Origin of the sequence: Actinomadura sp. NPDC048955 (assembly GCF_040649435.1) — a bacterium.
Taxonomy (GTDB): Bacteria; Actinomycetota; Actinomycetes; order Streptosporangiales; family Streptosporangiaceae; genus Spirillospora; species Spirillospora luteofluorescens.
In genome coordinates this window covers 35,883-61,319 of the sequence record NZ_JBEZJI010000037.1, presented here as the reverse complement: position 1 = coordinate 61,319, position 25,437 = coordinate 35,883, and the positions used below count along the sequence as shown (strand labels likewise).

Below are 25,437 nucleotides of genomic sequence, written 5' to 3'. Positions count from 1 at the left end.
ATCCCACTTGCTCCCGCACCCTCTTGGGGTTGCGGCGAACGCATTGTGGTCAGTGTTTGGTGGTTCTATGGTAGACCTACCATGAACCGACCGAGGGAGCCCCGCTTCATGTCGGCGACCATGTGCATGCCCGGCTGGCACAGCGAACGCTCCGGCACCGGCCTGCGCGCGACCCGCCTCACCCCCCTGTCGGACTACCAGCTCCTCAACGGCTGCCTCGAGGAGATCGTCGCCGCCGACGAGGGCGAGCTGTGGCTGCTGTGCGACGCGCAGACCCGGCTGGCCGAGCGCGTCGCCACCGCCGAGCGGCTGCGGGCCCCCCACCACGCCTGATCAGCCCCGCCGCAGGCTGACGACCTCCCCGGACTCGCCGACCGCCGCGCGGGCCGGCGGCATGATCCGCTCTCCCGCGTTGTCGGCCAGCAGCGCCCGGGCGCGCAGCACGATCTCCAGGTCAAAGCGCAGGTCCGGGTCCAGGAGCTGGTCGCCGAACAGCTCCTCCAGCTGCCGCAGCCGGTAACGGACGGTCTGCGGGTGGACGTGCAGCCGCATCGCGACCTCGTTGGCATTGCGCCCCGACTGCAACCACGCCAGCAGGGTCTCGGCGAGCCGGTCCTGCTGGCTGGCCCGCAGATGCGCCAGTGGCGCGAGCCGCAGGTCGGCCAGCGAGGTGATGAGCCCCTCGTCCTGGAACAGGATCAGCGTGGACATGTGCTCCACGCTGCGGATCACGCCGCTGTCGGCCTCGATCACCCCGCGCTGGACCAGGCAGAGCGTCTTGCGCGCCCACTGGATCGAGCGCGCCGCCTCCATCAGCGGGACGGTCGGGCCGACGACGGCGAGCGTGCCGGACAGGGCGCGGTCCACGAGCTTGGCGCGGCCGGGGCCGTCGGGGTCGGGGATGATCAGGCTGGGGGTGCGGCGGGTGAGGTCGGCCAGCACGTCCGGCGGGAACGCGGGCTGGCGGGTGTCGGCGTGGTGCCGGCCTAGCGCGACCGCGGCGACCGTCCGCGGGACGGGCCAGTGCGCGGCGGCGGCCAGGTCGGCGATCGCCTCCTGCGCGGCCGGCGGATCGGCGAACAGCAGGTCGAGCAGGCGCTTGCGGCGGCGCTGCATCTCGCCCGCGACGGCCGCCTTGGCCTGCGAGAACCCCTCGGCGGCCGCGTGCGCCAACTCGTCCTGGAACTGCATCAGGACCTCGCCGACGGCGCCGAGCGTGCGGGGCGGCACCTGCAGGGCCTCGGCGCCCTCGGTCATCCGGCGCCACGCCACCATGCCGCCGACCCGCATCGCCGTCTGCATCGCGTCGAGGCTGCGTCCCTCGCCCGCCTCGCCGCGGCCGATGGCCCGGAAGAAGTCGGTCACCGGAGCGGGATCATGGCCGGGATCGGCCACCCGCTCGACGAAGAAGTGGAGCACGCGCTCGACGGCGAGGCGGAGGGTCCCCGAGTAGGAGCCGTCCCCGGGCCGGTCGTACTCCCTGACGCGCGTCTGAATCTCCTGGATCATGTCGTCCGCCACCTCGTCGAGGTGGGGTCGCATGTGATCCGCCAGTTCCCTCGGCAGATCCGCCCACGGGCGCCCGCTGGTGGTCGAACCGTCGTTCGCCACAGAACCTCCCAGCTCCGTCCCCCTGCGTTGCGCGCCGTACACACGGGGTAATTACTTACTTATGGGACCTGTGTGGGGCAAATCATGACCCGCGACGTGCCCGAGGCGCAAAGTCTAGGTCGGCGAACGACCAGGTTCGGCCGGTGACGTGAGAAAAATTCACACTCTTCGCCACCGGGGGAAGCGGTTCTGTGACTTCACCGAGACCGGCCTGATCGCCAGGGCGCGCACGCTGGGATCAGGCCCGGCGCGAGGGCACCGGGCCGGACGGGACCGAGACACGTGTTGGCCTACTTCGTCCGGCGCCTCATCGGCGCCGTCCTCATGCTCCTGCTGATCACCCTGGTGACCTTCGGCATCTTCTTCTGGTTACCGAAGCTGGCCGGGCAGAGCACCGACCAGATCGCCGCCGCCTACGTCGGCCGCGCGTCGACCCCCGAGGCGATCGAGGCGACCAAGGAGAGGCTCGGCCTCGACGAGCCGGTCGTGGTGCAGTACGGCGAGTACCTGAAGTCGATCGTCGCGGGCGCCGACTACGACGCCGGCCCCGTCACCGACCGCTGCCCGGTGCCGTGCCTCGGGTACTCGTTCCGCAGCAGCCAGCCGGTCCTCGGAACGCTGCTGGACCGGGCCCCGGCGACCCTCTCCCTGGCCTCCGGCGCGGCGATCATCTGGCTGGCCGCCGGCATCGCCACCGGGGTGCTCTCGGCACTGCGCACAGGCTCGGTCTGGGACCGCACCGCCATGATCATCGCACTGGGCGGCGTCTCCCTGCCGATCTACTTCACCGGCCTGGTCTCCCTCGCGCTGTTCTCCTACACCCTGAAGATCTTCCCGGGCGGCGGCAGCTACCGTCCCCTCACCGACGCTCCCCTGACCTGGTTCGAGGCGCTCGTGCTGCCCTGGGTGACGCTGGCGTTCCTCTACGCCGCGATGTACGCGCGCCTCACCCGGGCCGGCATGCTGGAGACGCTGGACGAGGACTACATCCGCACCGCCCGCGCCAAGGGGGTCCCGGAGAGACTCGTCGTGACCAGGCACGCGCTGCGTTCGTGCCTCACCCCGATCGTCACGGTCTTCGGCCTCGACCTCGGACTCCTCATCGGCGGCGCGGTGCTGACCGAGAACACCTTCAGCATCCCCGGCCTGGGACAACTCGCCCTCACGTCGGTCCAGAGCGGCGACCTCCCCATGGTCCTGGGCGTCACCCTGCTCACGTCCGCCTCGATCGTCCTGCTCAACCTGCTCGTCGACCTGCTCTACGCAGTGATCGACCCCCGCGTCACCCTCACTTGATCCCCTGCCGCGCGGGGAGATGGCAACGTCGTCACCACCCGCGTCAGCATCCCTAGCCGGACGACCTTGACGTCCCGGCGTCTTCGCCCAGGTTGGCCGGATGCGGCCATTTGACTAGTGACTCCGGACACGCCCGGCCCCCACATGGGTCGCGCCTCCCGGCCCTGGCGCCGCCGACCGGGTCGCCCGAGCCCGGGAGGCCGGCGCGCCCGGTCCGGATGCCGCTGCTCCGGCGCTTCCGCCGTCCGGCGTGGCCGTTCCGCAGGCTTGGGAGCACTACCTTCCGATCGATGTCCACGCTCCGAAAGGCCGAAAAGGCTATAGCCGTCCGAGCCGCCAAGGCAATAGCCACTTCGACATGAAGGTATGGCGACGTCCTACCCGTGTCCTCCGAGTTTCGCCTGTGTTGACCTTCCGTTAACTCCTCGGACTGTCTTACTTGCGCGCCATTTGACGCGCACACACAGAGCTCCGGCCAAGCCGGGTTGCTCACGAACAAAAGTTAGGAGGACTCATGTTTTCATCGAGTCCGTTCACCCCGGCGGGCCCGGGCGATTCGCCCCGGCCCCCCGGAATGGGAGAGGTCCCGATCAAGGACCTCGCCTTCCTGTACGACTGCCGCACGGCGGCCGCGGTGTCGCCCGGCGGCACGGTGCTGATGTTCTCCCCCGGGTACGTCGACGACCCGAGCGTCTTCACGAGGCTCCTCGGAGGCAGGGGCCAGTTCAGGCTGGCTCCGATGGGGTGCAGTGTGCCGGACGAGCGGCGCTACATCCCCGGGACGAACGTCCTGGAGACCACGTGGCTCACGCCCACCGGTGACGTCAAGGTCGTCGACGCGCTGGACTGGTCCCCCGAGAAGGGATCCGGCCAGACGCTGCTGCGGCTGGTCGAGGTCACCAGGGGAACGGTCGTGATGGACGTCGACTGCGACGTCCACTTCGACTACGGTTCCATCCCCGCCAGCTGGCAGCGGCGGGAGTACCAGGGCTACCGCGAGGGCCGTACCAGTCACGACGGAGTCGAGCTCGTGCTCCGGAGCGACATGGCCCTCAGGTTCCAGGGCTCCCGGGCGGCGGCCCGCGTCACCCTCCACGAGGGCGACCGCGTCTTCATCGCCCTGGGCTGGGGTGACCGTGAGCTGCCGCGGACCTACAAGAAGGCCCGCAAGCAGCTGACCACCACCATCCAGGGGTGGCGTTCGTGGCTCGCCACGGGCAACATCCCCCAGCACGAGCTCCGGCAGGAGCTCGTGCGGGACCTGCTCGCCATGAAGGGAGCGTGTCTCGACACGGGGGCGGTCATCGCCGCGCCCACCTTCTCGCTGCCGGAGGCGCCGGGAGGTCCCCGCAACTGGGACTACCGGGCGTGCTGGCCGCGGGACTCCAAGGAGGTCCTGGAGGCGCTGCGACTCGCCGGCTTCGAGCAGGAGGGTCACGCGTACATCAGGTTCCTCCTGGGGCTCCCGGACTTCCGGACCAAGCCCCAGATCATGTTCGGGCCGCGGGGCCAGTTCCTGCTGCCCGAGCGGGTGCTCCACCACCTGGCCGGGTACGGCGGGGCCACGCCGGTGAACGTCGGCAACCTCGCCGCGAAGCAGCTCCAGCTCGACCTGATGGGGCAGGTGAACCGGACGATCCGCCTCTTCGAGATGGACCGGCTCACCCCGGAGCTGTACCGGCTGGTGAGGTACACCACCGACACCGCCGGGGCGACCTGGAACGTTCCCGACGCGGGGCCGTGGGAGCAGCGGGGGGAACCCCGCCTCTTCAACGGTTCGCGGCTCATGCAGTGGACCGCCCTCGTCGACGGAGCGGAGATCGCCCGGGCCTTCGGCAAGGTGGAGGACGCCATCCGGTGGGAGGCCCAGGCCAAGAGCTTCTACGAGGAGCTCTTGGAGGAGGCCCAGTACCGCGGCAAGTTCACCGCGGCCAAGGGCATGGACGCGATGGACGTGTACTGCGTCCGTTTCGCCCTCGAAGGGTTCCTGCCGGCGACGGACCCGCTGTTCGTCGCCACCGTCCGGGCGGTGGAGGAGGAGCTGACCCACCTGGGTCTGCACTTCCGCTACCTGAACGCGCAGTACGTCGACGGGCTGGAGGGTGAGGAGAAGATGTTCCTCATCGGCTCCTACTGGCTCGTCGAGGCCTACGTCGCGATGGGCGAGCCCGACCGGGCCCGCAAGCTGCTCCGGGAGCTGCGGACCTTCGACTCGCGCATCCTCCTCCTCCCGGAGGAGGTCGACCCGGAAACGGGCGAGCACTGGGGGAACACCCCCCAGAAGTTCGTGCACGCGGCGCGCGCGAAGGCGATCATGGCCCTGGCCCGCGCCGAGGGCTGGCTGAGCGCCCTGTAAGGGGAGTTCACGCTCATCCCGAGCCGGCCCGCTCCAGAGCGGGCCGGTGACCACCCATCGTGTCGGCCCGCGCCTTCGGGCGCGGGTCGGCACGACCACAACAGAACATCGACAGGCCGGCTCGTGCCCTTCCGGGGCACGAGCCGGTTCTTCTGTGCGCACCGAGGCTCATCGTCCACCGCGCTGCGGGGCAGGGCGTCAGGTGAAGATGTCCTCAGCCGAATCGGCGCTGATGGCACGCTGGATCCAGCGCTCGATCTGCTCGAGATCAGTGCACCCCTGAACCCGAGCCCGGACATCCGCGGGAACGTCGAGACCGCGCGCCTCAAGCATCAGCAGGAGGGCCTTGACCTCCCCCTTGGCCTCTCCCTTGGCCTCTCCCTTGGCCTCCCCCTTCGCTTCTCCCTCAGCGAGGCCCTCGGCGCGACCTTCGGCGCGGTGGGTTATGGCGAACTCTGACTGCCACTCGTAGTTGTCGAGTTTCACCGTTTCCTCCATGAGTTTGCGGGCGGCGTCAGAGAACCGCGACAGTACGTAGTCATAGTAGAGCTTCCCTGTGTCACCGCTGAGTGAGCCGATGGCGGCGGACAGGCCTTGGAGGACGGCTTGCGACTGCGGGCCGTCCGCGTGGGCGGGGGCGCTGAGGACCGCCAGTTCGGGGAGGCGGCGGGCCTGGTTCGGGTCGGTGATCGGCGGCAGCATCCCGGGGTGGACGGTCAGGGGTTCGAGGACCCATCCGGGGTGTCCCATGTCGATCGGGGCGGCGCATCCTCTCGCCGTGGCCGGGTCCGGGCACAGCACGAGGAGCATGACGGGGCAGCGGCGCCGCAGACGTAATGACGCCAGGTAGGCGGGCCAGCTGTAGGACTTCTGCTTGAGGGCCCTCAGCTGGGATTCCACCACGACGCCCATGACGGGAGACTTCGGGTCGCCGAGCAGGACGGTGGCGTCGCAGCGCAGTTCAGCCGGATTCGTGTCGGCGTAGGACTCCGACGCCAGCGTGGCGCGGGCTTGGTCGGACACGTCGAGTCCGAAGACGGTCCGCAACATCTCGGGGACGAGCTGCGGCCTGTTGCGGACCATCTCCAGCGGCAGCTCGTGATTGTTGGTGGGCATGCATGCAAGCTAAGAGTAATCACTTGGCAACATAGAGCTAACGGATCGATTCCCTCCCTACGGGCCATGGAGGGCGGATCTCGGTAGCCCGATCGCGTCATCGGCCTGGTCGCCAGGGGCGGTTGCGGCGCTGGTCAGGGTAGGAGGCGGTCCAGGAGAAGCCAGGCACCTATGGCGGTCATCGCGGCTCCGGAGAGGCGGGTGACCGTGCGGGCGGCCGCGGGGCGGGGGTCCAGGACGGTGCGGGTCAGGGTGCCTAGGCAGAGGTAGAACGCGGCGCAGGTGGTCATGAAGGTCAGTCCCAGGACGGCGAGTTGCAAGGGCACGGGCCAGGCGTAGCGGGGATCGGTGAACTGGGGCAGGAGGGCCAGGAAGATCAGCAGGCCCTTGGGGTTGAGGCCGCTCACGCCGACGCCACGCAGGAAGGTGCCCCAGTCGGTGCCGGCACCGGCCCGGACGTCGAGGGCGGCGGGGCGGGCGAAGGTCGTCGCGCCGTGCCAGATGAGGTAGAGGCCGCCGACGGTGGTGAGGCCGGTCAGGACGGACGGGGAGCCCGCGACCAGTGCGCCGACGCCCGCGGCGACGATCGCGGTCACCGCGCCGTAGCCGGTGACCAGACCGCCCACGGCGGGTACGACGGAACCGCCGCGCAGGCCGGCGCCGATGGTGAAGGCCCAGTCCGCGCCCGGGACGACGATGAGCAGCAGCGCCACCGCCCAGAACGCGAGCACCGATCCCGTTGCCATCGCATTCCTCCCCGGTCGGCCATTACGGGAAGAATACGATTGAAGTGAAAGGAAATGGTTTCAACTTTTGCCCCACTCTAGCCTTTTTGTGGAAGAATCTGCTCTGTGGACGCCATCGATCGGCAGATCCTTGCCGTGCTCCAGGAGGACGGGCGGTTGACCGTCACCGAACTCGCGGCGCGGGTCGGGTTGAGCGTCTCGCCGTGCCACCGGCGGCTGCGGGAACTGGAGCGCGGCGGCACGATCCGCGGATACCGCGCGGTCGTGGACGCCGCCGCGCTCGGCCTGACCTTCCAGGCGCTGGTCTTCGTCACCATGCGGCAGGAGGACCGCGACACGCTGCTCGGCTTCGAGGCCGCCGTCGCGCAGGTGCCCGCGGTGGTGCAGGCCCAGCGCCTGTTCGGCGACCCCGACTACCTGCTGCGCATCGTCACCGCGGACCTGAAGGCCTACCAGGAGCTGGAGGACGACGTCCTCGCGGCGTTGCCGGGGGTGCAGCGGCTGAACTCCACGCTCGTGATGAAACACGTCGTGAACGATCGGCCGCTGCCCACCTGAGCTACTGCTCGACGATCCAGTGGTCGTTCGCGCCGGCGCGGACGAATCGCAGCGACGGGCACAGATAGTCGCCAGGGTTCGGGGTGGCGGTCGGCTGCCAGGGCGAGTCCGACGGGGTCGCCGGGCTCCAGGCGCCGTTCCGGCGAAGCTGGATGGAACTGCTCTCGAAGACGACGTTCTTCGCGTCCGCGCAGTAGTAGGCGGTGCCCGTGCTCGGGTTGCGGGTCGCGTAGATCTCGAAGATGTCCCAGCCGTAGGCGAGCGAGCTCGTGTCCCGGCCCGACTTGCTGTAGAAGAGGCTCCAGGAATTCGTCGTGTAGTTGTAGAGGTACGCCGACCACGCGTTGGTGGAGGCGTTCGTCTTGACGAGCTGGACGCTGTAGGCGGGGTGCCCGTTCACGCTCTTGGTGTAGCTCTGGAGGAAGTTCGCGTCCATCTTCACCTCCTTGGCGGGGCCGTTGCCGCCGCACCAGTCCCAGGCCCAGATCTCGTTCCCGACGGCCTGCGAGTAGACGGTCGTGATCTCCATGCAGGACCCGGCGGCCTTGATAGTGGGCGTGTAGGTGAAGTCGGCGCTGTTGGACACGCGGTAGCTCGTGTCGACGCTGTGGGTGGCCGCCATTCCGTCATGGGAACCCGCGGCCGGCTCGACGCCCCAGAAGTGGTGGATCTGCTCGCGGTTCAGGCGGGAGCGGTGCAGGTCGCGAAACCTCTGCACGGCCTGGGCGTTGCGGGCGTCGGGAACGAATGCGCGGGCGCCCGCGACGTTTCCGATTCGAGGGGCGGACGGGTCGGGAGCGGAGGAAGCCGACGCCGCGGAAACGCTCGCGGCGGGAATGGCGGTAAAGGCGGTGAGAACGGCGCAGGCGAGCAGGGTTCGACGCTGCATCACGCGACTCCTTTGAGCGGGGGCGGTCTGCTAGCGCGCGCTGATACCGTCCAAAAGAATCGCCATCCACGTCTCGTACTGTCAACGAAACGTTTTTCAATCCGCCTTCAGAAGCCGTAGAAGAAAGGGACGGGCCCCGCGCTCCGGGCCCGTCCCGCAGGCACGCGTCAGCGGCGGTAGAGGTTGAGCTTCTCCTCGCCGATGCGCTCGCGCAGCGCCGGGTCGTCGACGCCCTGGCCCTCTCCGGTGGCGCCGCACAGGACCGCGACCTTGCCGATGTGCTGGTTCGTCTGGACGGCGCGGGTCGCGTCCCCGGCCTCGTCCAGCGGGAAGACCGTCGACAGCGTCGGGTGGATCATGCCGAGCCCGATCAGCCGGTTGATCTCGACGGCCTCGTGGTAGTTGAAGCCGTGCGAGCCGATGATGCTCTTCAGCCGCATCCACAGGAACCGGTTGTCGTACTCGTGCCGGTACCCGGTGGAGGAGCCACACGTGACGATCTTGCCGCCGCGCTTGGCGACGTAGACGGACGCGCCGAACGTCTCGCGGCCGAGGTACTCGAACACGATGCCGGGGTCCTCGCCGACGAGCCGGCGGATCGCCTCGCCCAGCATCCGGCCCGCCTTCGGGTGCCGCAGGCCCTGCTCGCCGAGCTCCAGGTCGTTGCGGTTGATGATGTGCTCGCAGCCCTGCGACCGGACGATCTCCGCCTTCTCCTCGGAGGAGACCACGGCGACCGGGATGCCGCCTCCGTTCTTGACGAGCTGCGTGGCGAACGAGCCGAGCCCGCCGGTCGCGCCCCAGATCAGCACCACGTCGCCCTGCTTCATGCGGGCGCCGTGGGACCCGACGAGCATCCGGTAGGCGGTCGCGGCGCAGAGCGTGTTCGACCCGGCCTCCTCCCAGGTCAGGTGGGCGGGCTTGCGGATCAGCTGGTTGGCCTTGACGATGCAGTACTCGCCGAGCGACCCGAAGTTCGTCTCGAAGCCCCACGCGAGCTGGCTCTCCGACATCATGCCGTCGTCGTAGGAGCCGTGGTCCTCCTCGTCCACGTAGGACGGGGACAGCACGACCTTGTCGCCGACCTTCCAGCTCTTCACCCCGCTGCCGGTGCGCACGACGACGCCCGAGCCGTCCGAGCCGAGGATGTGGTACGGCAGGTCGTGCCGGGCGCCGTACCAGCCCTGCCGGCCGAACTTCTCCAGGAACGCGAACGTCGGGACCGGCTCGAAGATCGCCGACCAGACGGTGTTGAAGTTGATCGCGGCGGACATCACCGCGACGACGCACTCGTCGGGCGCGAGCTCGGGCATCTCGACCTCGCCGACGTGCAGGGAGCGGCGCACGTCCTTGTCGGTCTGGCCCTCGAAGATCCCGACCTCGTCCTTGCGGGTGAACGCCGCGCGGAAGCGGGTCGGCAGGTCGATCTCCTGCAGCTCGGGACCGCTCGCGCCGGACCGGACGGCGTCGAGCAGGGCGTGGGACGGGCCGGACTGGGCCATGGGGGTGTCCTCCGTGGAACGGGGTTCGGGGGGGCGGCCCTCAGCGGGCCGTGATCGGCGTGGGGACGGCGTCGCTCTCCCGCCGTCCCGCGAGCCGGGCCTCCAGGTGCGCGGCGAGCAGGCCCACACCGGGCGGATCGAGCAGGTTGAGATGGTGCGCACCGGGGATCGTGACGATCTCCAGGTCGGCGCAGAGCCCGCCGAAACCGTTGGTCCCGTCGAGCACATAGCGCGCATCCCGCACGGCCCAGGGGGTCTCCTCGGGCGCGTAGTAGAGGATGACGTGCCCGTCGTAGGGCTCCGGGTTGTACGCCTCCAGGGAACGGGTGTCCTGGTGGGACGTGAGCTGGTGGGTGAGCGCCGCAGGGGGGATGTGGTCGACCAGCGGCGCCGCACGCTCCATGACCAGCGCGAACTGCGACTCCTCGTCCAGCCCGGACAGCTCCTCGTAGGTGAGGGCGACCTCCAGGCCGTAGGTCTCGTTGATGTAGTCGGCGAACGCGGAGAAGCGGCGGGCGAGCGTGTCGGACTCGTCGTCCACGGCCAGGGGGAGTCCCGCGTCGAACAGCGCGACGAACTCGACCTCGCGTCCCGCCGCCTTCAGCTGCCGGGCCGTCTCGTAGGCGAGGACGCCGCCGAACGACCAGCCGCCGAGCCGGAACGCGCCCTCCGGCTGCGCCTCCAGCAGTTCGCGGACGTAGCGGGCGGCGCGCTCCTCGACCGGGGGCGCGTCCTCGAACCGCTCCAGGCCGTACACCGGCTGGTCGTCGCCGAGGAGGTCGACGAGCTGGCGGTAGCAGGCCGTGGTGCCGCCCGCCGGATGCGCGATGAAGATCGGCCGCCGGTCGCCGGCGGGCCGGTCATCGCGGGGGGACGACCCCGCGCGCCCCTTCAGCGGGCGGACGATCTGCCGCGCCGCCTCCTCGTCGGCCGCCCTCAGGTACTCGGCGACGTTCTGCGCGGTCGGCGTCTCGAACAGCTCCTCGCGGGTGACCTCACCGCCGAGCTCCCTCGCGACGATCGCGACGACCTGGTCGGCGTGGTGGTCCTGCCCGCCGAGGTCGGCGAAGAAGTCGGCGGTGACACCGACGCGGTCGAGGCCGAGGACGTCCTCGAAGATGCGGACGGCGAGGCGCTCGGCGGCATCGCGCGGCATGACGTACCCGGACTCGGCGTTCGACACCGCCGCGGAGGCGGGGGCGGGGGCGCCGGCCAGGCCGAGCTCGCCGGCCGCCCACTCCTCGAACACGTTCACGCTGGCGCCCTGGAGCAGCACCGACGCCGGGACGGTCAGCCCGAGGTCGTGCTCGACGCCGCTCTTGATCCGGACCGCGACGAGGGAGTCCAGGCCGAGGTCGGTCAGCGGGACGGCCGGGTCCAGGCGCTGCGGGTCGAAGCCGAGCACGGCCGCGATCCGGTGCCTGACCTGCGCGGCGATCATCTTGCGGGCGGTGGCCGGGTCGAGGTCCCCGAGCGCGTCCACGCCGGGCCAGTCGCCGGCGTCGCCCGTGCCCAGCTCGTCGGCCGCCGCCGTCAGCGCGGCGAAGTACGGCATGTTCCGGATCTCGGGGAACAGCCCGACCGCGGTGGCGGGGTCGAAGCGCAGCACGCCCGTCGCCGCCCTGCCGTGCACGAGGAGCGCCTCCAGCGCCTCCGCGCCCTCCGCCGGGCTGATCGGGTCGATCACGGTGACCGTCGTCCCGGCGGCCCCGCCGACCCGCGACCACGTGCCCCAGTTGATGGTCGTCCCGGGGCGCCCGTTCGCGCGCCGGTACGCCATGAGCGCGTCGATCGCGGCGTTCGCGGCGGCGTAGGCGGCCTGCCCCGGCGAGCCGAGCAGCGCGGCGGCCGAGGAGTGCGTGACGAGCCAGTCGAGGTCGAGGTCCCAGGTGGCCTCGCTGAGCCGCCGCGCGCCCTCGACCTTCGCCGTCCACACCCTGTGGAGATCGTCCGGGCCGAGGTCGGCGATCAGCCGGTCGTCGATCGCCCCGGCGCCGTGCACCACGCCGCACAGCCTGGTTCCGCCCTCCTGGGCGACCCTGACCAGGCGCTCCGCCGTGCCGGGCCGGGCGATGTCGCCGAGCACGACCCCGACGTCCACGCCGTCCTCGCGGAGGCGGGCGATCACCTTCTCGGCGTCGGCGTCGGGCCCGCCGCGCCCGGACAGGACGATGCGCCCGGCGCCCCGCTCGGCCAGCAGCCGCGCGGTGACCAGGCCGATCCCGCCGTACCCGCCGGTGATGACGTACGCGCCGCCGCGCCGGACGACGCGCTTCTTCTTGGCCGGCGTCTCCGGCAGCACGGCCTGCGCGAGGCGCGCCACCTGCCGGGTGCCGGCGCGCCAGGCGACCTCCCGCGCGTCGTCGCCCGCTAGGAGTTCCGCGACGAGATCCGCGGGACGGTCGACGTCCACATGGGTGGCGCGCTGGACGGTGCGTTCGAACGCCAGAACCCTGGTGAGCGCGCTGACGAACCCGTGGCCGGGCACGCCTTCGCCCGCCAGGGGCAGGGCAGAGCGGGTCGCGACGAAAAGGCGGGGACCGTCGGGCAGCGAGCGGCTCACCCCCGCGACGGCCAGGACGAGCTCTTCGTCCACGAGATCGGCGGACGGGACGAGCACGACGCCTTCGACCGGCTCGTCCATGGCCGGATGGTCGTCCGGCGGCCGGTTCGTCGGCCGGTGCCGGACGACGCGCTTCCCGCGCTCCTCCAAACCGACGGCCGTCGCGTTGCCCAGCGCGTCGTCCATCTCGGCCAGCACCAGCCAGGTGCCGCCTTCGGACGGTTCGGCGCGCTCGGGTAGGGGTGTCTCGTCCCAGACGAGTTCGACGAGCTTGTCGGCGAGCGGGACAGGGACGTCGTGGCGCTCGACCCGGCGCAGCACGATGCCGGTCGCCTCTGCGAGGACCTGGCCGTCCGCCGCCAGCAGCGCGACCGAGCCCGTCACGTCCTCCCCGTCCCGGACGATCTTGGCCTGGACGTGCCCGCCGCGATGCGTCGGCCCGAACACGCGGAGGCTGCCGATCGTCTCGGCCCGCCACGCGCCGCCGTCGCCGCCCGCCGCCTCGTCCGACAGGACGGACAGGCAGCGGTCGAAGACCTCGGGATGCAGCCGGTAGTGGCGGCTGCCGCGCTCGGCGGCGGCGACCTCGGTGGCCGCGCCCGGCCCGGCCGCGGCGGGCGGACGGTGGTCCTCGCCGACGTCCGCGCTGGCCAGCCGCGCCCACGTCCCCGCCGGGGTCAGCGCGTGGATCTCCACCCGCTGCTCCGCCTCGGTGAACGTCGTCGTCACGGTCGTGTGGCCGGCGAGCGCGAGCGGCCGCTCCATCCACAGGCTGTTGACACGGACGTCCTCGACGCCGAGCGCGGCCGCCCCGGCGGCGAGCGCCATCTCCGCGAACGCCGCGACCGGCAGGGCGGGCAGGCCGTGAACGGCCAGCGCGCCCAGCCACGGCTGCGCGGCGAGCCCCACGTCGGCGCGCCAGGCGTGCCGGTCTTCGCCCGGAAGCTCCACATGCGCACCGAGCAGCGGATGCTCGTCACGCCCGGCCGATCCGCGCGCCGACAGGTCGACCCAGTGCCGCTGGTGCCGCCACGGCGACTGCGGGACGTCGACGATCCGCCCGTCCACAGGCCTGCCGATCACGTGGCCGTGCGCGGACAGGGTGGCGAGCTGCGCGTGGAACGTCAGCGTGTCGTCGGTCTCCTGACCCTTCGGCGCCCGCTTGAGCGTGTGGGTGACGAGCGCGCCCGTCCCCTCCAGGGTCTCGCCGACCGCGTGCGCCAGGATCGGGTGCGCGTTGACCTCGACGAACGTCCGGAACCCGTCCTCGGAGGCGGCCGCGACCGCGTCCGTGAGCCGCACCGCGTTCCGCAGGTTCGCCGCCCAGTGGTCGACGCCGAGGGCGGCCGCGGAGTCGAGGTAGGCGCGGGGGTCGTCCAGGGCGGTCGTGTAGAGCCTGATGCCCTCGGCGAGCGGGGCGCCCCGCTCGGCGCCCACGTCGGCGAGGAGTTCGCGCAGCTCGGGAACGAGCGGGTCGACCTGGGGCGAGTGGCCGGCGCCCTCGGCCTGCACCATCCGGGCGAGCCGGCCCTCCGCCTCGGCCCGCTCCACGATCTCCGCGACCTGGCCGGCGTCGCCGGTCACCACGGTCTGCTTCGGCGAGGAGTGCACGGCCGCGTACACCTCGGGCAGGCCCTCGCCGAGGCGCGCGACCTCCGCGGCGGACGCGCCGAGCACCGCCATCGCGCCGCCGCCGACGAGCCGCGTCAGCAGGCGGGACCGGCGGCAGATGACGCGGACGCCGTCCTCCACGGTGAGCGCGCCCGCGACGACGGCCGCCGCGACCTCGCCCATCGAATGGCCGACCACCGCGCCGGGCGTGACGCCGTACGCACGCCACATGCGGGCGAGGGCGACCTGGACCGCGAACAGCACCGGCATCGTGTCGGCCGGGCCGTCCGGCTTGCGCCCCTCTTCGAGGAGAGCCCACAGGTCGGGGCCGCCCTCCTCGGCGAACATGCCGTCCAGGTCGTCGATGGCCTCGGCGAACGCGGGCTCCTCCTCCAGGAGCCGTTGCGCCATGCCCGCGCGCTGCGCCCCGTACCCCGAGAACACCCACACGGGACGGCCGGGCGCCCCGAGCGCCGTACCCGTCACCACGCCCGGGTGGGGACGGCCCTCGGCGAGAGCGGTCAGCCCTTCGACCAGCCCTGCGCGGTCCCTGGCGGCGACGGCGGCGCGGGCCCGTCCACGTCCGGCGCGCCGGTGCAGGGTGCGAGCGACGTCGGCGAGTTTCACGTCCTGGTTCGGGAGCCACCCAGCCAGGAGGGCCGCATGGTCGCGAATGCGGTCGTCACTGGTGTCGGACAGAGGGAACGTCCTGACGACGGCCGGATGGACGGTCGCCTCCTGCGCGGGCGCCTCTTCCAAGATGACGTGCGCGTTCGTCCCGCCGAAGCCGAATCCGGACACGCCCGCCCGTGCTGGACGTCCCCTGTCAGGCCACGGCGTCTCCTCCGCGACGACCGCAAGGCGCAGCTCGTCGAACGGAATGTGCGGGTTGGGCTCCTTGTAGTGCGCGCTAGGCGGGATGACCCGGTGGTGCAGCGCCAGGACCGTCTTGATGAGGCCCGCGATCCCCGCCGCGGACTCCATGTGCCCGAGATTGGACTTCGCGGACCCGATCAGCAGCGGCCCGTCCAGGTCGCGGCCCGCGCCGAGGACGTCGCCGACCGCCTTGGCCTCGATCGGGTCGCCCAGGAACGTCCCCGTCCCGTGGGCCTCGACGTAGTCGACCTCCCGCGTGTCGATGCCCGCGCTCGCGTACACGTCCCGCAGCAGGGCGCGCTGCGCGTCGGAGTTCGGGGCGACGAGGCCGTTCGAGCGCCCGTCGGAGTTGACGCCGGAGCCGCGGATCACGGCGAGGATCCGGTCGCCGTCCCGCTCCGCGTCCGACAGCCGCTTCAGGACGACGGCGCCGCAGCCCTCCGCGCGGACCATGCCGTCGGCGGAGGCGTCGAACGCCTTGCAGTGCCCGTCCGCCGCCGTCGCGTCGGCGAGGTCGAAAGTCATCGTGACGGTCGGCGACAGCAGCAGGTTCACGCCCCCGGCCAGCGCCACGTCGGCCTCACCGTCGCGCAGCGCCCGCACGGCGAGATGCGCCGAGACCAGCGACGACGAGCACGCCGTGTCGACGATCATGCTGGGGCCGCGCAGGTCGAGCAGGTACGACAGCCGGTTGGCGATGATGCTGAGCGCCGCGCCCGTCGCCGTGAACGGTTCGAGGGACGCCGGGTCGGACGCCGTGAACGCGGCGTACTCCGGCGCGGACACGCCGACGAAGACGCCCGTGCGGCTGCCGCGCAGCGACGCCGGGCCGATGCCCGCGTGCTCGAACGCCTCCCACGCCACTTCGAGGACGAGCCGCTGCTGCGGGTCCATGACCGCGGCCTCGCGCGGGGTGATGCCGAAGAACGCCGCGTCGAACTCGGCGACGTCCTGCAGGAAGCCGCCGAGCCGCGTCGTGCTGCCGAGCAGGTCGCCGACCTCGGGGGAGCCGTCGTCGAACGGGTCCCACCGGCCGTCCGGCACCTCGCGGATCGCGTCGCCGCGCCCGGTCAGGAAGCGCCAGTAGTCGTCCGGGCCGGTCAGGTCGCGGCCGCCGCCGGGGAAGCGCAGGCCGGCGCCGACGACGGCGATCGGCTCGTCGCTCGCGGCCCGCGTCACGACCGGCTCCGGCGCCGGGGCGTCCTCGGGGGTCCCGCCTGCCAGCGCGACGGAGAGCTTGTTGATCGTCGGGTGTTCCCAGACGAGGGTGGCGGGGAGGGCCCGCCCGAGCATCTGCTCGAGTTCGCCCGCGATCGCGACCGCGTCCCTGGAGGCCAGACCGAACTCCTCCAGCGGCCGGTCGGGGTCGACTTCGGCGGCGGTGGTCCTGGAGCGGCGCGCGATCTGCTCGATCAAGTGCCGGCGGACCGAATCCTCGCTGATCCGTGTCTCGTCCTGCGCGTTCTCCCGCGCGGCTCCGGAACGATCGTTGCTCTGCATGCGGTGGGGTCCCCCCATGAAACCGGGATCGTTCGTCGAAGCGGAGGGACCACTTTGTCTTACGATGACCGACTCACGATGCGCACCCAGGCCACTTTTCTCCCTCTCGTCTTGTCACGGCGATGACAAGACTCGGCAGTAACCAATGTGGCCTGATGGGATAGTTGTGGTACCACGGCCTGGAGTCAGGGCCGAGTAACGAAGCGCCAACCAATAGTAACAATAGCGACGACTGTTTTTAGGGGGAAGCGGCGGATTTCCGCGTCCGGTGCGGAAGTTCACGCCGTACGGACTGTTGACCCGCGGCCGATACCGATGGGCGCTGGCGGTGGTGGCCGTCAGCGCATTCATGATCACCATGGACAACACGGTGGTCGCGAACGCGCTGCCCACCATCATGAGCGACCTCGACATGTCCAACTCGGCCAAGGACTGGGTCGCCACCGGCTACATCCTGATGTTCTCCTGCCTGATGGTGGCGGGCGGGCGGCTCACCGACGTCTTCGGCTGCCGCGTGACCTTCGTGTCCGGGATGGTCGTCTTCACCGCCGCCTCCGCCGTCTGCGGCCTCGCCCCCGACTCGGCGACCCTCATCCTCGCCCGCGTCGCGCAGGGCGCCGGCGCCGCCCTGGCCCTCCCCGCCACGCAGGTCATGGTCACCGTCGGCCGCACCGACAAGCAGCGCTCCCTCGGCACGATCGTGTGGGTCGGCGCCGGCTCCAGCGCCACCGCCCTCGGCCCCACCATCGGCGGCTTCATCGTCCAGCAGTGGAGCTGGGGCTGGATCTTCCTGATCAACATCGTCCCCGGCATCCTGGTCATCCTGCTCGGCCTCGTCGTCCTCACCGGCAAGGGCGAGAACCGCGACGCCCGCGTCGACCTGCCCGGCGTCCTCATCTCCGCCACGATGCTGTTCGCCTTCACCTACGGGCTGGAGTCGGGGAACAAGCACGGCTGGGCCGACCCGTCCGTACTCAGCGTGTTCGCGCTCGCGTTCATCGCCCTGGCCTGCTTCATCCTGGTGGAGAGCTGGGCCCCCGACCCAATGATCAATTTGCGGTTCTTCCGCAACCGGGTCTTCGCCGGCGGCCTGCTCTCCCAGATGCTCTACGGCATCGGATTCAACGGGATGATCTTCTATTCGGCGACGTTCCTGCAGCGCTTCCTCGGCTTCTCCCCGCCCCAGGCGGGCCTGGTCATGCTGCCGCCGTCCATCGCCATCATGGTCATGACGCCCGTCGCGTTCTGGCTGGCCGGCAAGCTCGGCCCCCGCCCCGCGATCGGCGGCGGCCTCGCCCTCATGGCCTTCGGCATGTTCCTGTTCTCCACCATCCAGCAGGGCGACGGCTACGCCGACCTCATGCCCGGCGTCATGATCGTCGGCGTGGGCGCCGCGATGGGCATGCCGCTCGTCATGTACGTCCTGAAGGCCGTCCCGGAGCAGCAGGCGGGCGTCGCGAGCGGCATCATCAACGTCATCCGCGAGGCCTCGGGCGCCTTCGGCATCGCCATCGTCGGCCTGCTCATCCACCACGTCCCCGACGAGGGCGCGAGCGCCGCCGAGCTGGAGACGTTCCGCAGCGGCACCGCCTCCGGCCTCATCCTCGGCGCCGTCCTCGTCCTCATCGGCGGCCTGATCAGCGGCCTCACCCTCCCCAGCCGCCGGGGATGGCTGGGCCCCAAGCACGGCAAGTCCTCGCCCCTCGTCGAACCCACCCCCCGCCGCCCCGAAGCACCCCCTCGCGACCCCGTCCCCGCCCTGACCGCCCCGGTCGCCGTCGCCACTCCGCCGGGCGAGCCCCTCCCACTCCCCCTCACCTGGGAGGAAGACCCCATGCCCGACCCCACCCCGGGCCCCCACTGGTGGACCGACACCCCCCCGAAACCCCACGACGACACCTACACCTGGACGACCGAAACCCCCTGGCCTCCACCCCCGCCCACCCCCAACCCCTGGAAAGACTGGCCCACCCCCACAGACCCACCGCCCACCGCCGCCGCGGAGCCACCGCCCACCGCCGCCCCACCCCCAGCCAACAAACCCCCCTCGGACACGCCCCCCACCCCACCGCCGCTCAACTTCCCCCCAAGCACTCCCCCCACCCCACCCTCGCAGCGGAACCAGCCGCACCCCCCAGCCCCCAAGCCGTCTGGCGGCACCGCCCCACCCCCGAACGAGCCCCCCGGAAACCTCACGGCTCCCGGCGGTCAAGCAGAACCCCCGCACAGCCCGGGCCCACGCGACGCAAGCGAAACCGCAGGAGTCTCCGACTCCCCAGGCCACGAATGGGCACCGCCGCGCGAAAGCACACCCGGCACCGTCGCCCCTGGAGACCGTCCGCTCGACAACGGCTCAGCGCCCCGCCCCAGCGCCGCCGAACAAGAACACAAGCCCGCCTCCCCACATCTCGGACACGCCGCCAAACACCCCAAGAAAGACCCCGGCCAGGAGGCCGGCCCCGGGCAGCCCACCGAAGGCATCAAGTCCCCCCTCCTCAACAGCTCGAGAACCGCCGCAGAAGGCACCGAGAAAACTCCGACCGACAGCACGACCGCCTCCCACTACAAACACCCAACAGCCCCCGGTGAACACACCGCCCCCGCCGAAAGCAGCGAGCACCGCCCCGACACCCCGCAGACCACCGCAGGCGTCGCCGCCACACGGCCAGCCGAAGACGTCAGAAGGCCACCGCACAAGCCCCCGACCAACCCCACCGAGGGGGGCGAAGCCCCACTCACCAACACCTCGGGAACGACCGCTGAGGGCACCGAAAAACTCCCGATCGAGAGCACGACCGGCCCGCGATACGAACACCCAACAGCCCCCGGTGAACACACCGACCTCGGCGCTCCCAGCGAGGGCCGGCCCAACAGCCCGCAGGCCACCGCAGGCGTAGCCACCTCGCGCCCGGTCGAAGCCACCAAGACGCCAGCTCACAAGCACCCCACCACACCCACCGAGGGCGGCAAGGCCCCATTCAGCGGCAACTCCGGAGCCGCCGCCGAAAGCACCGGACAACCCCCGACCGAGAGCACGGCCGCTCCCAGGTACGAACAGCCGACCGCTGCTCGGTACGGACACCCGGCAGAACCTGGCGAGCGTGCCGATCTCGGCGAAAGCGGTGAGCAGTGGCTCGACGGGCCAGAGGCCAACGCAGGCATAGCCACCACGCGACCGGCTGACGGGCCGAAGGCGGCGCCGCACGAGCGCCCGACCGCACCCGCAGAGACCGCCACGCCCGAGTACGAGTCTCAGGAACCCGGCAATCCGGGAAACGCCACCGAAGCCGCCGCGCGGCCTGCTGAGGGGGCGGAGGCGGCGCCGGGCGGGCGGTCGATTGATCTTCCGGAGGCTGCCTCGCCCGAGATGGGCGACGGGCTACTCGGAGGCGGCTCGGAGGGTGGGGCCGGGGGCGCGGAGTCGTTGGTGGACGGTGGGTCGGCGGGAGCCGATGGCGGGAGTGGGGGGCGGCCCGCGCCGCCTGAGGGGTGGTACGAGCCCTATGTGCCCGAAGAGGAGCCGGCGGAGAAGCCGCACATCGTCCCGCGTAGTGATGCCTGGTAGGAGGTAGCGTGAGCCGGATCGTGATCTTCGCGGCGGGGTCGCGGGGGGACATCCAGCCCTGCGTGGCGCTGGGGCGCGCGCTGCGGGCGCGGGGGGACGACGTGCGGCTGGTGGCGAGTGCGCGGTACTCGCCGATGGTCGTCGCGGCGGGGCTGGAGCTGGCGCCGCTGACGGCTGATCCGATGGAGATTCTCGAATCGGACGCCGGGCAGGAGTTGCTGGCCGGCGGGCGTAATCCGGTGAAGTTCCTCGGCGGCTTCCGGCGGATCCTCGGGCCGATGGCCGAGCGGCTGCTGGCGGAGTGTTCGGACGCCTGTAAGGGCGCGGACCTGATCTTGGGCCCCACACTGGGTTTCCTTCCTCGGCATCTGGGCGAACATCTCGGTGTTCCGTGGGCGTTGATCCATTTCCAGCCGAGCGAGCCGACCGGGGCGTTCCCGCACCCGTTCGTCCCGCAGGCGCGCGTGCTCGGGCCATGGGCGAACCGGGCGACCTTCCTCGCGGTCGATCAGATCGCGTGGCAGCTTTCGCGCCCGTTCATCAACCCGTGGCGGGACGAGGCGCTGGGCTTGCCGCGGCTGCCGCTGCGAGGCCGGCGGGCCGACGGCGGCCCGGTGCTGGCGTGCTTCAGTCCGGTGGTGGTTCCGCGCCCCAAGGACTGGGCCTCCAACGTGAACCTGACGGGCTACTGGTTCCTCGACGAGCCCGAGTGGGAGCCGCCCGGTGAACTCGCGGAGTTCCTGGCGGCGGGGCCCCCGCCGGTGTACGTCGGGTTCGGGAGCATGGTGCCCAAGGACGCCGAGATGACCGGGATGGCCGTGCGGGCGGCCCTGAAGCTCGCCGGGGTCCGGGGCATCGTGCAGGGCGACCCGGCGACGTCGGACGAGGACGTCTTCGCCGTCCGGGACGTGCCGCACTCATGGCTGTTCCCGCGCATGGCGGCGGTCGTGCACCACGGTGGCGCCGGCACGACGGCGGCGGGGCTTCGGGCAGGGGTGCCCACCGTGGTGTGCCCGTTCTTCGGCGACCAGCCGTACTGGGGCGAACGCGTCGCGGCGCTGGGGGCGGGGCCCGCCCCGCTGCCGTTCCGCGCGATGACCGTGCCGCGGCTCGCCAAGAAGATCCGGCGCGCGGTCCAGGATCAGGGGATGGCCGACCGGGCGAGTGAGCTGGGGCAGCGCATCCGGGACGAGGACGGCGTCGGACGGGCACAGGAGATCATCGACTCGCTCCTTTGACGGGACGTCGTACTCACATCGCGCCGACGGGTCCTGCTCCGACGGGGTAGCGAGGTGCCGTGTGCCTTACGTCCGGGAAAGGCAAGCCTCGCGGAAACGTCACGTCGGGGACGGCGCGCCAGGCGCCTCCCGAAGCAGAGGGGTCACGTCGGGGACGTCGCTCCCTGGCGGCGGGCCGACGCATACGGCGCGGCCCGGAAAGAGAGGGTCCACGTCGAGGACGGCGCTCCCGGCGCGGCCCGAGGGGGAGAGGCAGTCGGGGGTGGCGCTCCTGGCGCGGTCTGAAAAGGAGTGGCCGCCGTGGGAGGAGGCGCTTACGTTTCGGCCATGGGTGAGCGCGAACTTCTTGAACGTTCCAGCGGTCCGGTCACGCGCGGGAGGCTCGTTCGGGCTCTGACCCGGCTCGGGCTGGCTGACGGCGACATCGTCATGTTCCACACCCGGATGTCGGCCCTGGGGTTTGTCGCGGGTGGCTCTCAGACGGTCATCGATGCGCTGCGGGACGCGGTCGGCGACAGGGGCACTCTGATGGTGACGTGCGGCTGGAACGACGCCCTGCCGTACGACTTCACCGACTGGCCGGCGGACTGGCAGGCCGCCGTGCGTGCCGAGCACCCGGCCTATGACCCCCGGACCAGCGAGGCCGACCACGCCAACGGACGGCTGCCCGAGGCGCTGCGCCGATGGCCGGGCGCGGTCCGCAGCCGCCATCCGGGCGCGAGTTTCGTCGCCCTCGGCCCGGCGGCGCATGCGTTGATGGACGACCACCCCTGGGACGACCCGCACGGCCCCGGCAGTCCCCTTGCCCGTCTCACCGCGATGGGCGGTCGGGTCCTGTTGCTGGGCGCGCCCCTGGACACCCTCACTCTCCTGCACCACGCTGAGGCGCTCGCCAAGGCGCCGGCGAAGCGGTTCGTCACCTACGAGCAACCCATCAACGTGAACGGCGAGCGCGTATGGCGGCGCTTCCACGACATCGACTCTGAGAACGGCGCCTTCGACTACACCCCGGTCGTGCCCGAAGGGGTGGAACCCTTCGAGACCATCGCCCGCGACATGCTCCACGCCGGACTCGGGCGAGAAGGGCAGGTCGGCGCTGCCGCGAGTCACCTGTTCGAGGCGTCCGACGTTGTGGACTTCGGCGTCCGCTGGATCGAAGGCAAGCTCGCCTGATCAGGGCGTCAGGGTGTTTCGGCTTCTTCGGCCCAGTGCCAGCCTGAGCCGTCCGGGTTGGCGACGATCACGCGTCTGGTGCGCGGGGCGGTGTGCGGCTTCGGTTGCGGTGGGCCGTCTGCCCATGGCGCCCACGGTGCTCCCTCGGGCTTGGACGCGCCAGACCCCACGCCGCCGGGAGCCGTCTGGAAGACCAGCTTCGGCGACTCGCCCGTGCTCGGCTGCGGGGCGGCCTGGAACGCGGCGTTCGCGTCCGGGCGCTGACGGGCGCGCGGCACGTCCCCGGAGGCCTTGGCCGTCCTGCGTGCAGGAGCGTCCTGCCACTCCGGGCCGACGGGCGTGCCGGACGGTCCGGGGTCCTGAGGGGTGAGCGGCTCCGGCGCGGTCCGCATCCCGGCCGGGTCGGCGGTGTCCGGGCGGACGTGCCCTTCCGGCGGCACGGTGCCCGCGGGAGGCGTGGTCGGTTCCTCCCAGTTGATGGCGTACGGGAAGGGCTGCTCGTCCGGCAGGCGGGGCGGGGTCGCGGTGGCGCCGGCCGGGGCGAGGACGCTGCGTTCGCGCAGGTCCATGCGGGCGTGCAGGCCGGCGAGGAAGCCCGGCAGCCACCAGTTGGCCGAGCCCATGAAGCGCATCGTGGCCGGGACGAGGAGGGAGCGGACGAGGGCGGCGTCCACGACGACGGCCACGAACATGCCGACGCCGATCAGCTTCACGACGGTGATCCCGGCCATGCTGAACGCGGCGATGACGAGGAGGAAGAGCAGCGCGGCGCTGGTGATGATGCCGCCCGTGTGCTGCATTCCGGACGCGACGGCGACCCGGTTGTCGTGCGTGAGGTCCCATTCCTCGCGAATGCGGCTCAGCAGGAAGACCTCGTAGTCCATGGACAGGCCGAACACGACCGCGAGGATGAGGATCATGCTGGTGGCCTCGACGCCGCCGGTGGGGGTGAAGTTCAGCAGCCCCGCGAGGTGCCCGTACTGGAAGCCCCAGACGATCGCGCCGAACGAGGCGCCGATCGACAGGACGTTCATGACGATGGCCTTCAGCGGCAGGACGATCGAGCCGAAGAACATGAAGAGCAGGACGAACGTGGCGATCCCGACGACGAGCGCCATCTTCGGCAGGGATCTCATCAGGCTCGACATCAGGTCCATCTGGGACGCGGTGCTGCCGCCGACGTCGATGTGCATCGGGTAGCCGTCCTTGGACAGGCTCATCCCGCGGATCTTGGTGACGAGGTCCTGGGCGTGCTGGTCCATCGGCTCGTACTTGTGCGTGACGGAGATGCGCACGCCCCCGTACGAACCGGAGTAGCCGGTGAACTGGGCCTCGGTGACGCCGGGGAGCGACCCGAGCTGCTTCCTGAACTGCTCCAGGTAGGGCGGGATGGGGTCGCCCTTGCCGGACGGCGTCCAGTCGCGCGGGATGAGGTCTCCGGACACCACCACATCGATGGGCTCAACGGATCCGTTGGGGAAGTCCTTCTTGATGGTCTCCACCACGGCGCGGGTGGGGCTGTCCTTGGGAAGGACGCGGGCGTCCACACTGCCGAACTGGACGTTCAGGAACGGCACGAACATCACGCCCAGGATGACGAGCACGACCGCGAAGTATGGGAGCGGGTGCTTCATCACGCTGTGGCCGAGCCGGTACCAGAAGCCGCTCTCGGGGTCTCGCCGCGCGCGCTTGGACGAGGGACGCCGCCACCACATCTGCCCGCCTTCGACACGCGGCCCTAGGAGGGCCAAGAGCGTCGGCAGCAGAACGGTGGCTCCGAACACCGCGACCATGACGGTGGCTATGCCGGCGAGCCCGATCGTCCGGAGGAACATCTGCGGGAAGAGCAGGAGGCCCGCGAGAGCCGCCGAGACGGTGATGCCGCTGACCATGATGGTGCGGCCCGCCGTCGCCATGGTGGCCGCCAGGGCGGCTTCGCGTATGGGCTTGAGAGCCGTCCTGTGCGCTTTCTTGGCGGCTTTGCGCGCTGCCTTGCCGTTTTCCCGCTTCCAGGGTTTTCCAGGTGGCAGACCTTGCGCGGCCATGCCGCGCTGCAGTTCTTCACGGAAACGACTGATGATGAACAGCGAGTAGTCGATCGCGAGGCCGACGCCCATCATCGTGACGACTTCCAGCGCGAAGGACGTCACGTCGGCCGCGTACGTCACCACGTGCAGGACGGCCAGTCCCCCGACCGTCGAGAAGACGGCCACGACGATGGGCAGTGACGAGGCCACCACGGCGCCGAACAGGATGACGAGCAGGATGAGCAGGGGCGGCATGGTGATGGTCTCGGCGCGGACGATGTCGGCGACGACCTGCTTGCCGAACTCCTCGCCCAGCGGGACGCTGCCGCCGTACCGGACGTCGAGTCCTGGCGCGGCCATGCGGTCCTTGACGGCGTGGTAGTTCTCCGTCTTGTCCGCGGCCTCCTTGCCCTTCAGCTTCACCGCGACGAAGGTCGAGTGCCGGTCGTGGGAGGCGAACGTGCGCGCGGCCTCGCCGTTGAACGACCAGTAGGAGATGATCTCCTCGACCTGGGCCTTGGGCAGCCGTGCGATGGTGGTGACGACGCTCGCCTCGAAGCGCGGGTCGTCCACCGTCATGGTGTCGCTCGAATACAGCACGAGGACGTCGGGGTTGGTGCTGCCGAAGTAGGTCGCGCCGAGCTTGGCGACGAGCGTCGAGGACGCGTCGGGGTCCTCGAAGCCGCCCTCCTTGAACTTGGCGAACACGCCGAGCCCCCAGGCGCCCGCCACCACGGTCATGATCAGGATCAGGACGAGGCTGGTCCAGCGTCGCCGGTGGATGAGACGCCCCAGCCCCGAAAGCATGTT

14 protein-coding genes are annotated in these 25,437 nt (G+C 71.1%); 7 read left to right on the top strand and 7 right to left on the bottom strand.

Annotation, left to right across the window (positions count from 1 at the left end; genetic code table 11):
- The first annotated feature begins 81 nt into the window (after positions 1–81).
- On the top strand, positions 82–333 hold the full coding sequence (locus tag AB0C84_RS29475) for a hypothetical protein (protein WP_361072807.1): 252 nt from the start codon (positions 82–84) through the stop codon (positions 331–333).
- Here the strand turns inward: AB0C84_RS29475 and AB0C84_RS29470 are convergent, their stop codons facing one another.
- Positions 334–1,611 carry a PucR family transcriptional regulator gene (locus AB0C84_RS29470; protein WP_179845470.1) on the bottom strand — a complete coding sequence of 426 codons (1,278 nt, stop codon included), beginning with the start codon at positions 1,609–1,611 and terminating at the stop codon, positions 334–336.
- 282 nt (positions 1,612–1,893) lie between these two features.
- Between AB0C84_RS29470 and AB0C84_RS29465 the strand changes: the two genes are divergently transcribed.
- Together AB0C84_RS29465 and AB0C84_RS29460 are read left to right on the top strand one after the other, a co-directional pair.
- Positions 1,894–2,907 carry an ABC transporter permease gene (locus tag AB0C84_RS29465; RefSeq protein WP_361072803.1) on the top strand — a complete coding sequence of 338 codons (1,014 nt, stop codon included), beginning with the start codon at positions 1,894–1,896 and terminating at the stop codon, positions 2,905–2,907.
- Between the two features lie 514 nt (positions 2,908–3,421).
- Positions 3,422–5,263, top strand: coding sequence for a glycoside hydrolase family 15 protein (locus tag AB0C84_RS29460; protein ID WP_361072800.1), 1,842 nt, complete (start codon positions 3,422–3,424; stop codon positions 5,261–5,263).
- Between the two features lie 198 nt (positions 5,264–5,461).
- Here AB0C84_RS29460 and AB0C84_RS29455 read toward each other — a convergent pair whose 3' ends face one another.
- Positions 5,462–6,379: a hypothetical protein gene (locus tag AB0C84_RS29455; RefSeq protein WP_361072797.1), complete on the bottom strand. Its 918-nt coding sequence runs from the start codon at positions 6,377–6,379 to the stop codon at positions 5,462–5,464.
- Between the two features lie 134 nt (positions 6,380–6,513).
- A complete protein-coding gene (locus AB0C84_RS29450) occupies positions 6,514–7,125 on the bottom strand; it encodes a LysE family translocator (protein ID WP_361072794.1) in 612 nt (203 codons plus the stop codon).
- 105 nt (positions 7,126–7,230) lie between these two features.
- On the opposite strand from AB0C84_RS29450, the gene AB0C84_RS29445 reads away from it, so the two are divergent.
- Positions 7,231–7,683: an Lrp/AsnC family transcriptional regulator gene (locus AB0C84_RS29445; RefSeq protein WP_258944661.1), complete on the top strand. Its 453-nt coding sequence runs from the start codon at positions 7,231–7,233 to the stop codon at positions 7,681–7,683.
- Position 7,684: 1 nt separating this feature from the next.
- On the opposite strand, the gene AB0C84_RS29440 is transcribed toward AB0C84_RS29445, so the two are convergent.
- The 3 genes from AB0C84_RS29440 to AB0C84_RS29430 form a co-directional block, all read right to left on the bottom strand.
- Positions 7,685–8,572, bottom strand: coding sequence for a carbohydrate-binding protein (locus tag AB0C84_RS29440; RefSeq protein WP_361072791.1), 888 nt, complete (start codon positions 8,570–8,572; stop codon positions 7,685–7,687).
- Positions 8,573–8,739: 167 nt separating this feature from the next.
- Positions 8,740–10,074 carry a crotonyl-CoA carboxylase/reductase gene (ccrA, locus tag AB0C84_RS29435; RefSeq protein WP_179845462.1) on the bottom strand — a complete coding sequence of 445 codons (1,335 nt, stop codon included), beginning with the start codon at positions 10,072–10,074 and terminating at the stop codon, positions 8,740–8,742.
- Between the two features lie 40 nt (positions 10,075–10,114).
- On the bottom strand, positions 10,115–16,624 hold the full coding sequence (locus AB0C84_RS29430) for an SDR family NAD(P)-dependent oxidoreductase (RefSeq protein WP_361072787.1): 6,510 nt from the start codon (positions 16,622–16,624) through the stop codon (positions 10,115–10,117).
- A gap of 358 nt (positions 16,625–16,982) precedes the next feature.
- Between AB0C84_RS29430 and AB0C84_RS29425 the strand changes: the two genes are divergently transcribed.
- The 3 genes from AB0C84_RS29425 to aac(3) all read left to right on the top strand — a co-directional run bounded on the left by AB0C84_RS29425 (position 16,983) and on the right by aac(3) (position 22,600).
- The gene (locus AB0C84_RS29425; RefSeq protein ID WP_361072784.1) at positions 16,983–20,189 is read left to right on the top strand and encodes a DHA2 family efflux MFS transporter permease subunit; all 3,207 of its coding nucleotides are present in this window, start codon (positions 16,983–16,985) and stop codon (positions 20,187–20,189) included.
- Between the two features lie 8 nt (positions 20,190–20,197).
- A complete protein-coding gene (locus tag AB0C84_RS29420; RefSeq protein WP_361072781.1) occupies positions 20,198–21,427 on the top strand; it encodes a glycosyltransferase in 1,230 nt (409 codons plus the stop codon).
- Positions 21,428–21,754: 327 nt separating this feature from the next.
- Positions 21,755–22,600: an aminoglycoside 3-N-acetyltransferase gene (aac(3), locus tag AB0C84_RS29415; protein ID WP_361072778.1), complete on the top strand. Its 846-nt coding sequence runs from the start codon at positions 21,755–21,757 to the stop codon at positions 22,598–22,600.
- A gap of 8 nt (positions 22,601–22,608) precedes the next feature.
- Here aac(3) and AB0C84_RS29410 read toward each other — a convergent pair whose 3' ends face one another.
- Complete coding sequence (locus tag AB0C84_RS29410; protein WP_361072775.1) at positions 22,609–25,434, bottom strand: MMPL family transporter; 2,826 nt, start codon at positions 25,432–25,434, stop codon at positions 22,609–22,611.
- Between the last annotated feature and the right edge of the window lie 3 nt (positions 25,435–25,437).

Excerpts from the sequence above, each read along its gene's own strand:
- AB0C84_RS29475 (WP_361072807.1), top strand. The coding sequence starts at position 82 with ATGAACCGACCGAGGGAGCCCCGCTTCATGTCGGCGACCATGTGCATG.
- AB0C84_RS29460 (WP_361072800.1), top strand. The coding sequence starts at position 3,422 with ATGTTTTCATCGAGTCCGTTCACCCCGGCGGGCCCGGGCGATTCGCCC.
- AB0C84_RS29455 (WP_361072797.1), bottom strand. The coding sequence starts at position 6,379 with ATGCCCACCAACAATCACGAGCTGCCGCTGGAGATGGTCCGCAACAGG.
- AB0C84_RS29450 (WP_361072794.1), bottom strand. The coding sequence starts at position 7,125 with ATGGCAACGGGATCGGTGCTCGCGTTCTGGGCGGTGGCGCTGCTGCTC.
- AB0C84_RS29440 (WP_361072791.1), bottom strand. The coding sequence starts at position 8,572 with ATGCAGCGTCGAACCCTGCTCGCCTGCGCCGTTCTCACCGCCTTTACC.
- ccrA (WP_179845462.1), bottom strand. The coding sequence starts at position 10,074 with ATGGCCCAGTCCGGCCCGTCCCACGCCCTGCTCGACGCCGTCCGGTCC.
- AB0C84_RS29430 (WP_361072787.1), bottom strand. The coding sequence starts at position 16,624 with ATGCAGAGCAACGATCGTTCCGGAGCCGCGCGGGAGAACGCGCAGGAC.
- AB0C84_RS29425 (WP_361072784.1), top strand. The coding sequence starts at position 16,983 with ATGGACAACACGGTGGTCGCGAACGCGCTGCCCACCATCATGAGCGAC.
- AB0C84_RS29410 (WP_361072775.1), bottom strand. The coding sequence starts at position 25,434 with ATGCTTTCGGGGCTGGGGCGTCTCATCCACCGGCGACGCTGGACCAGC.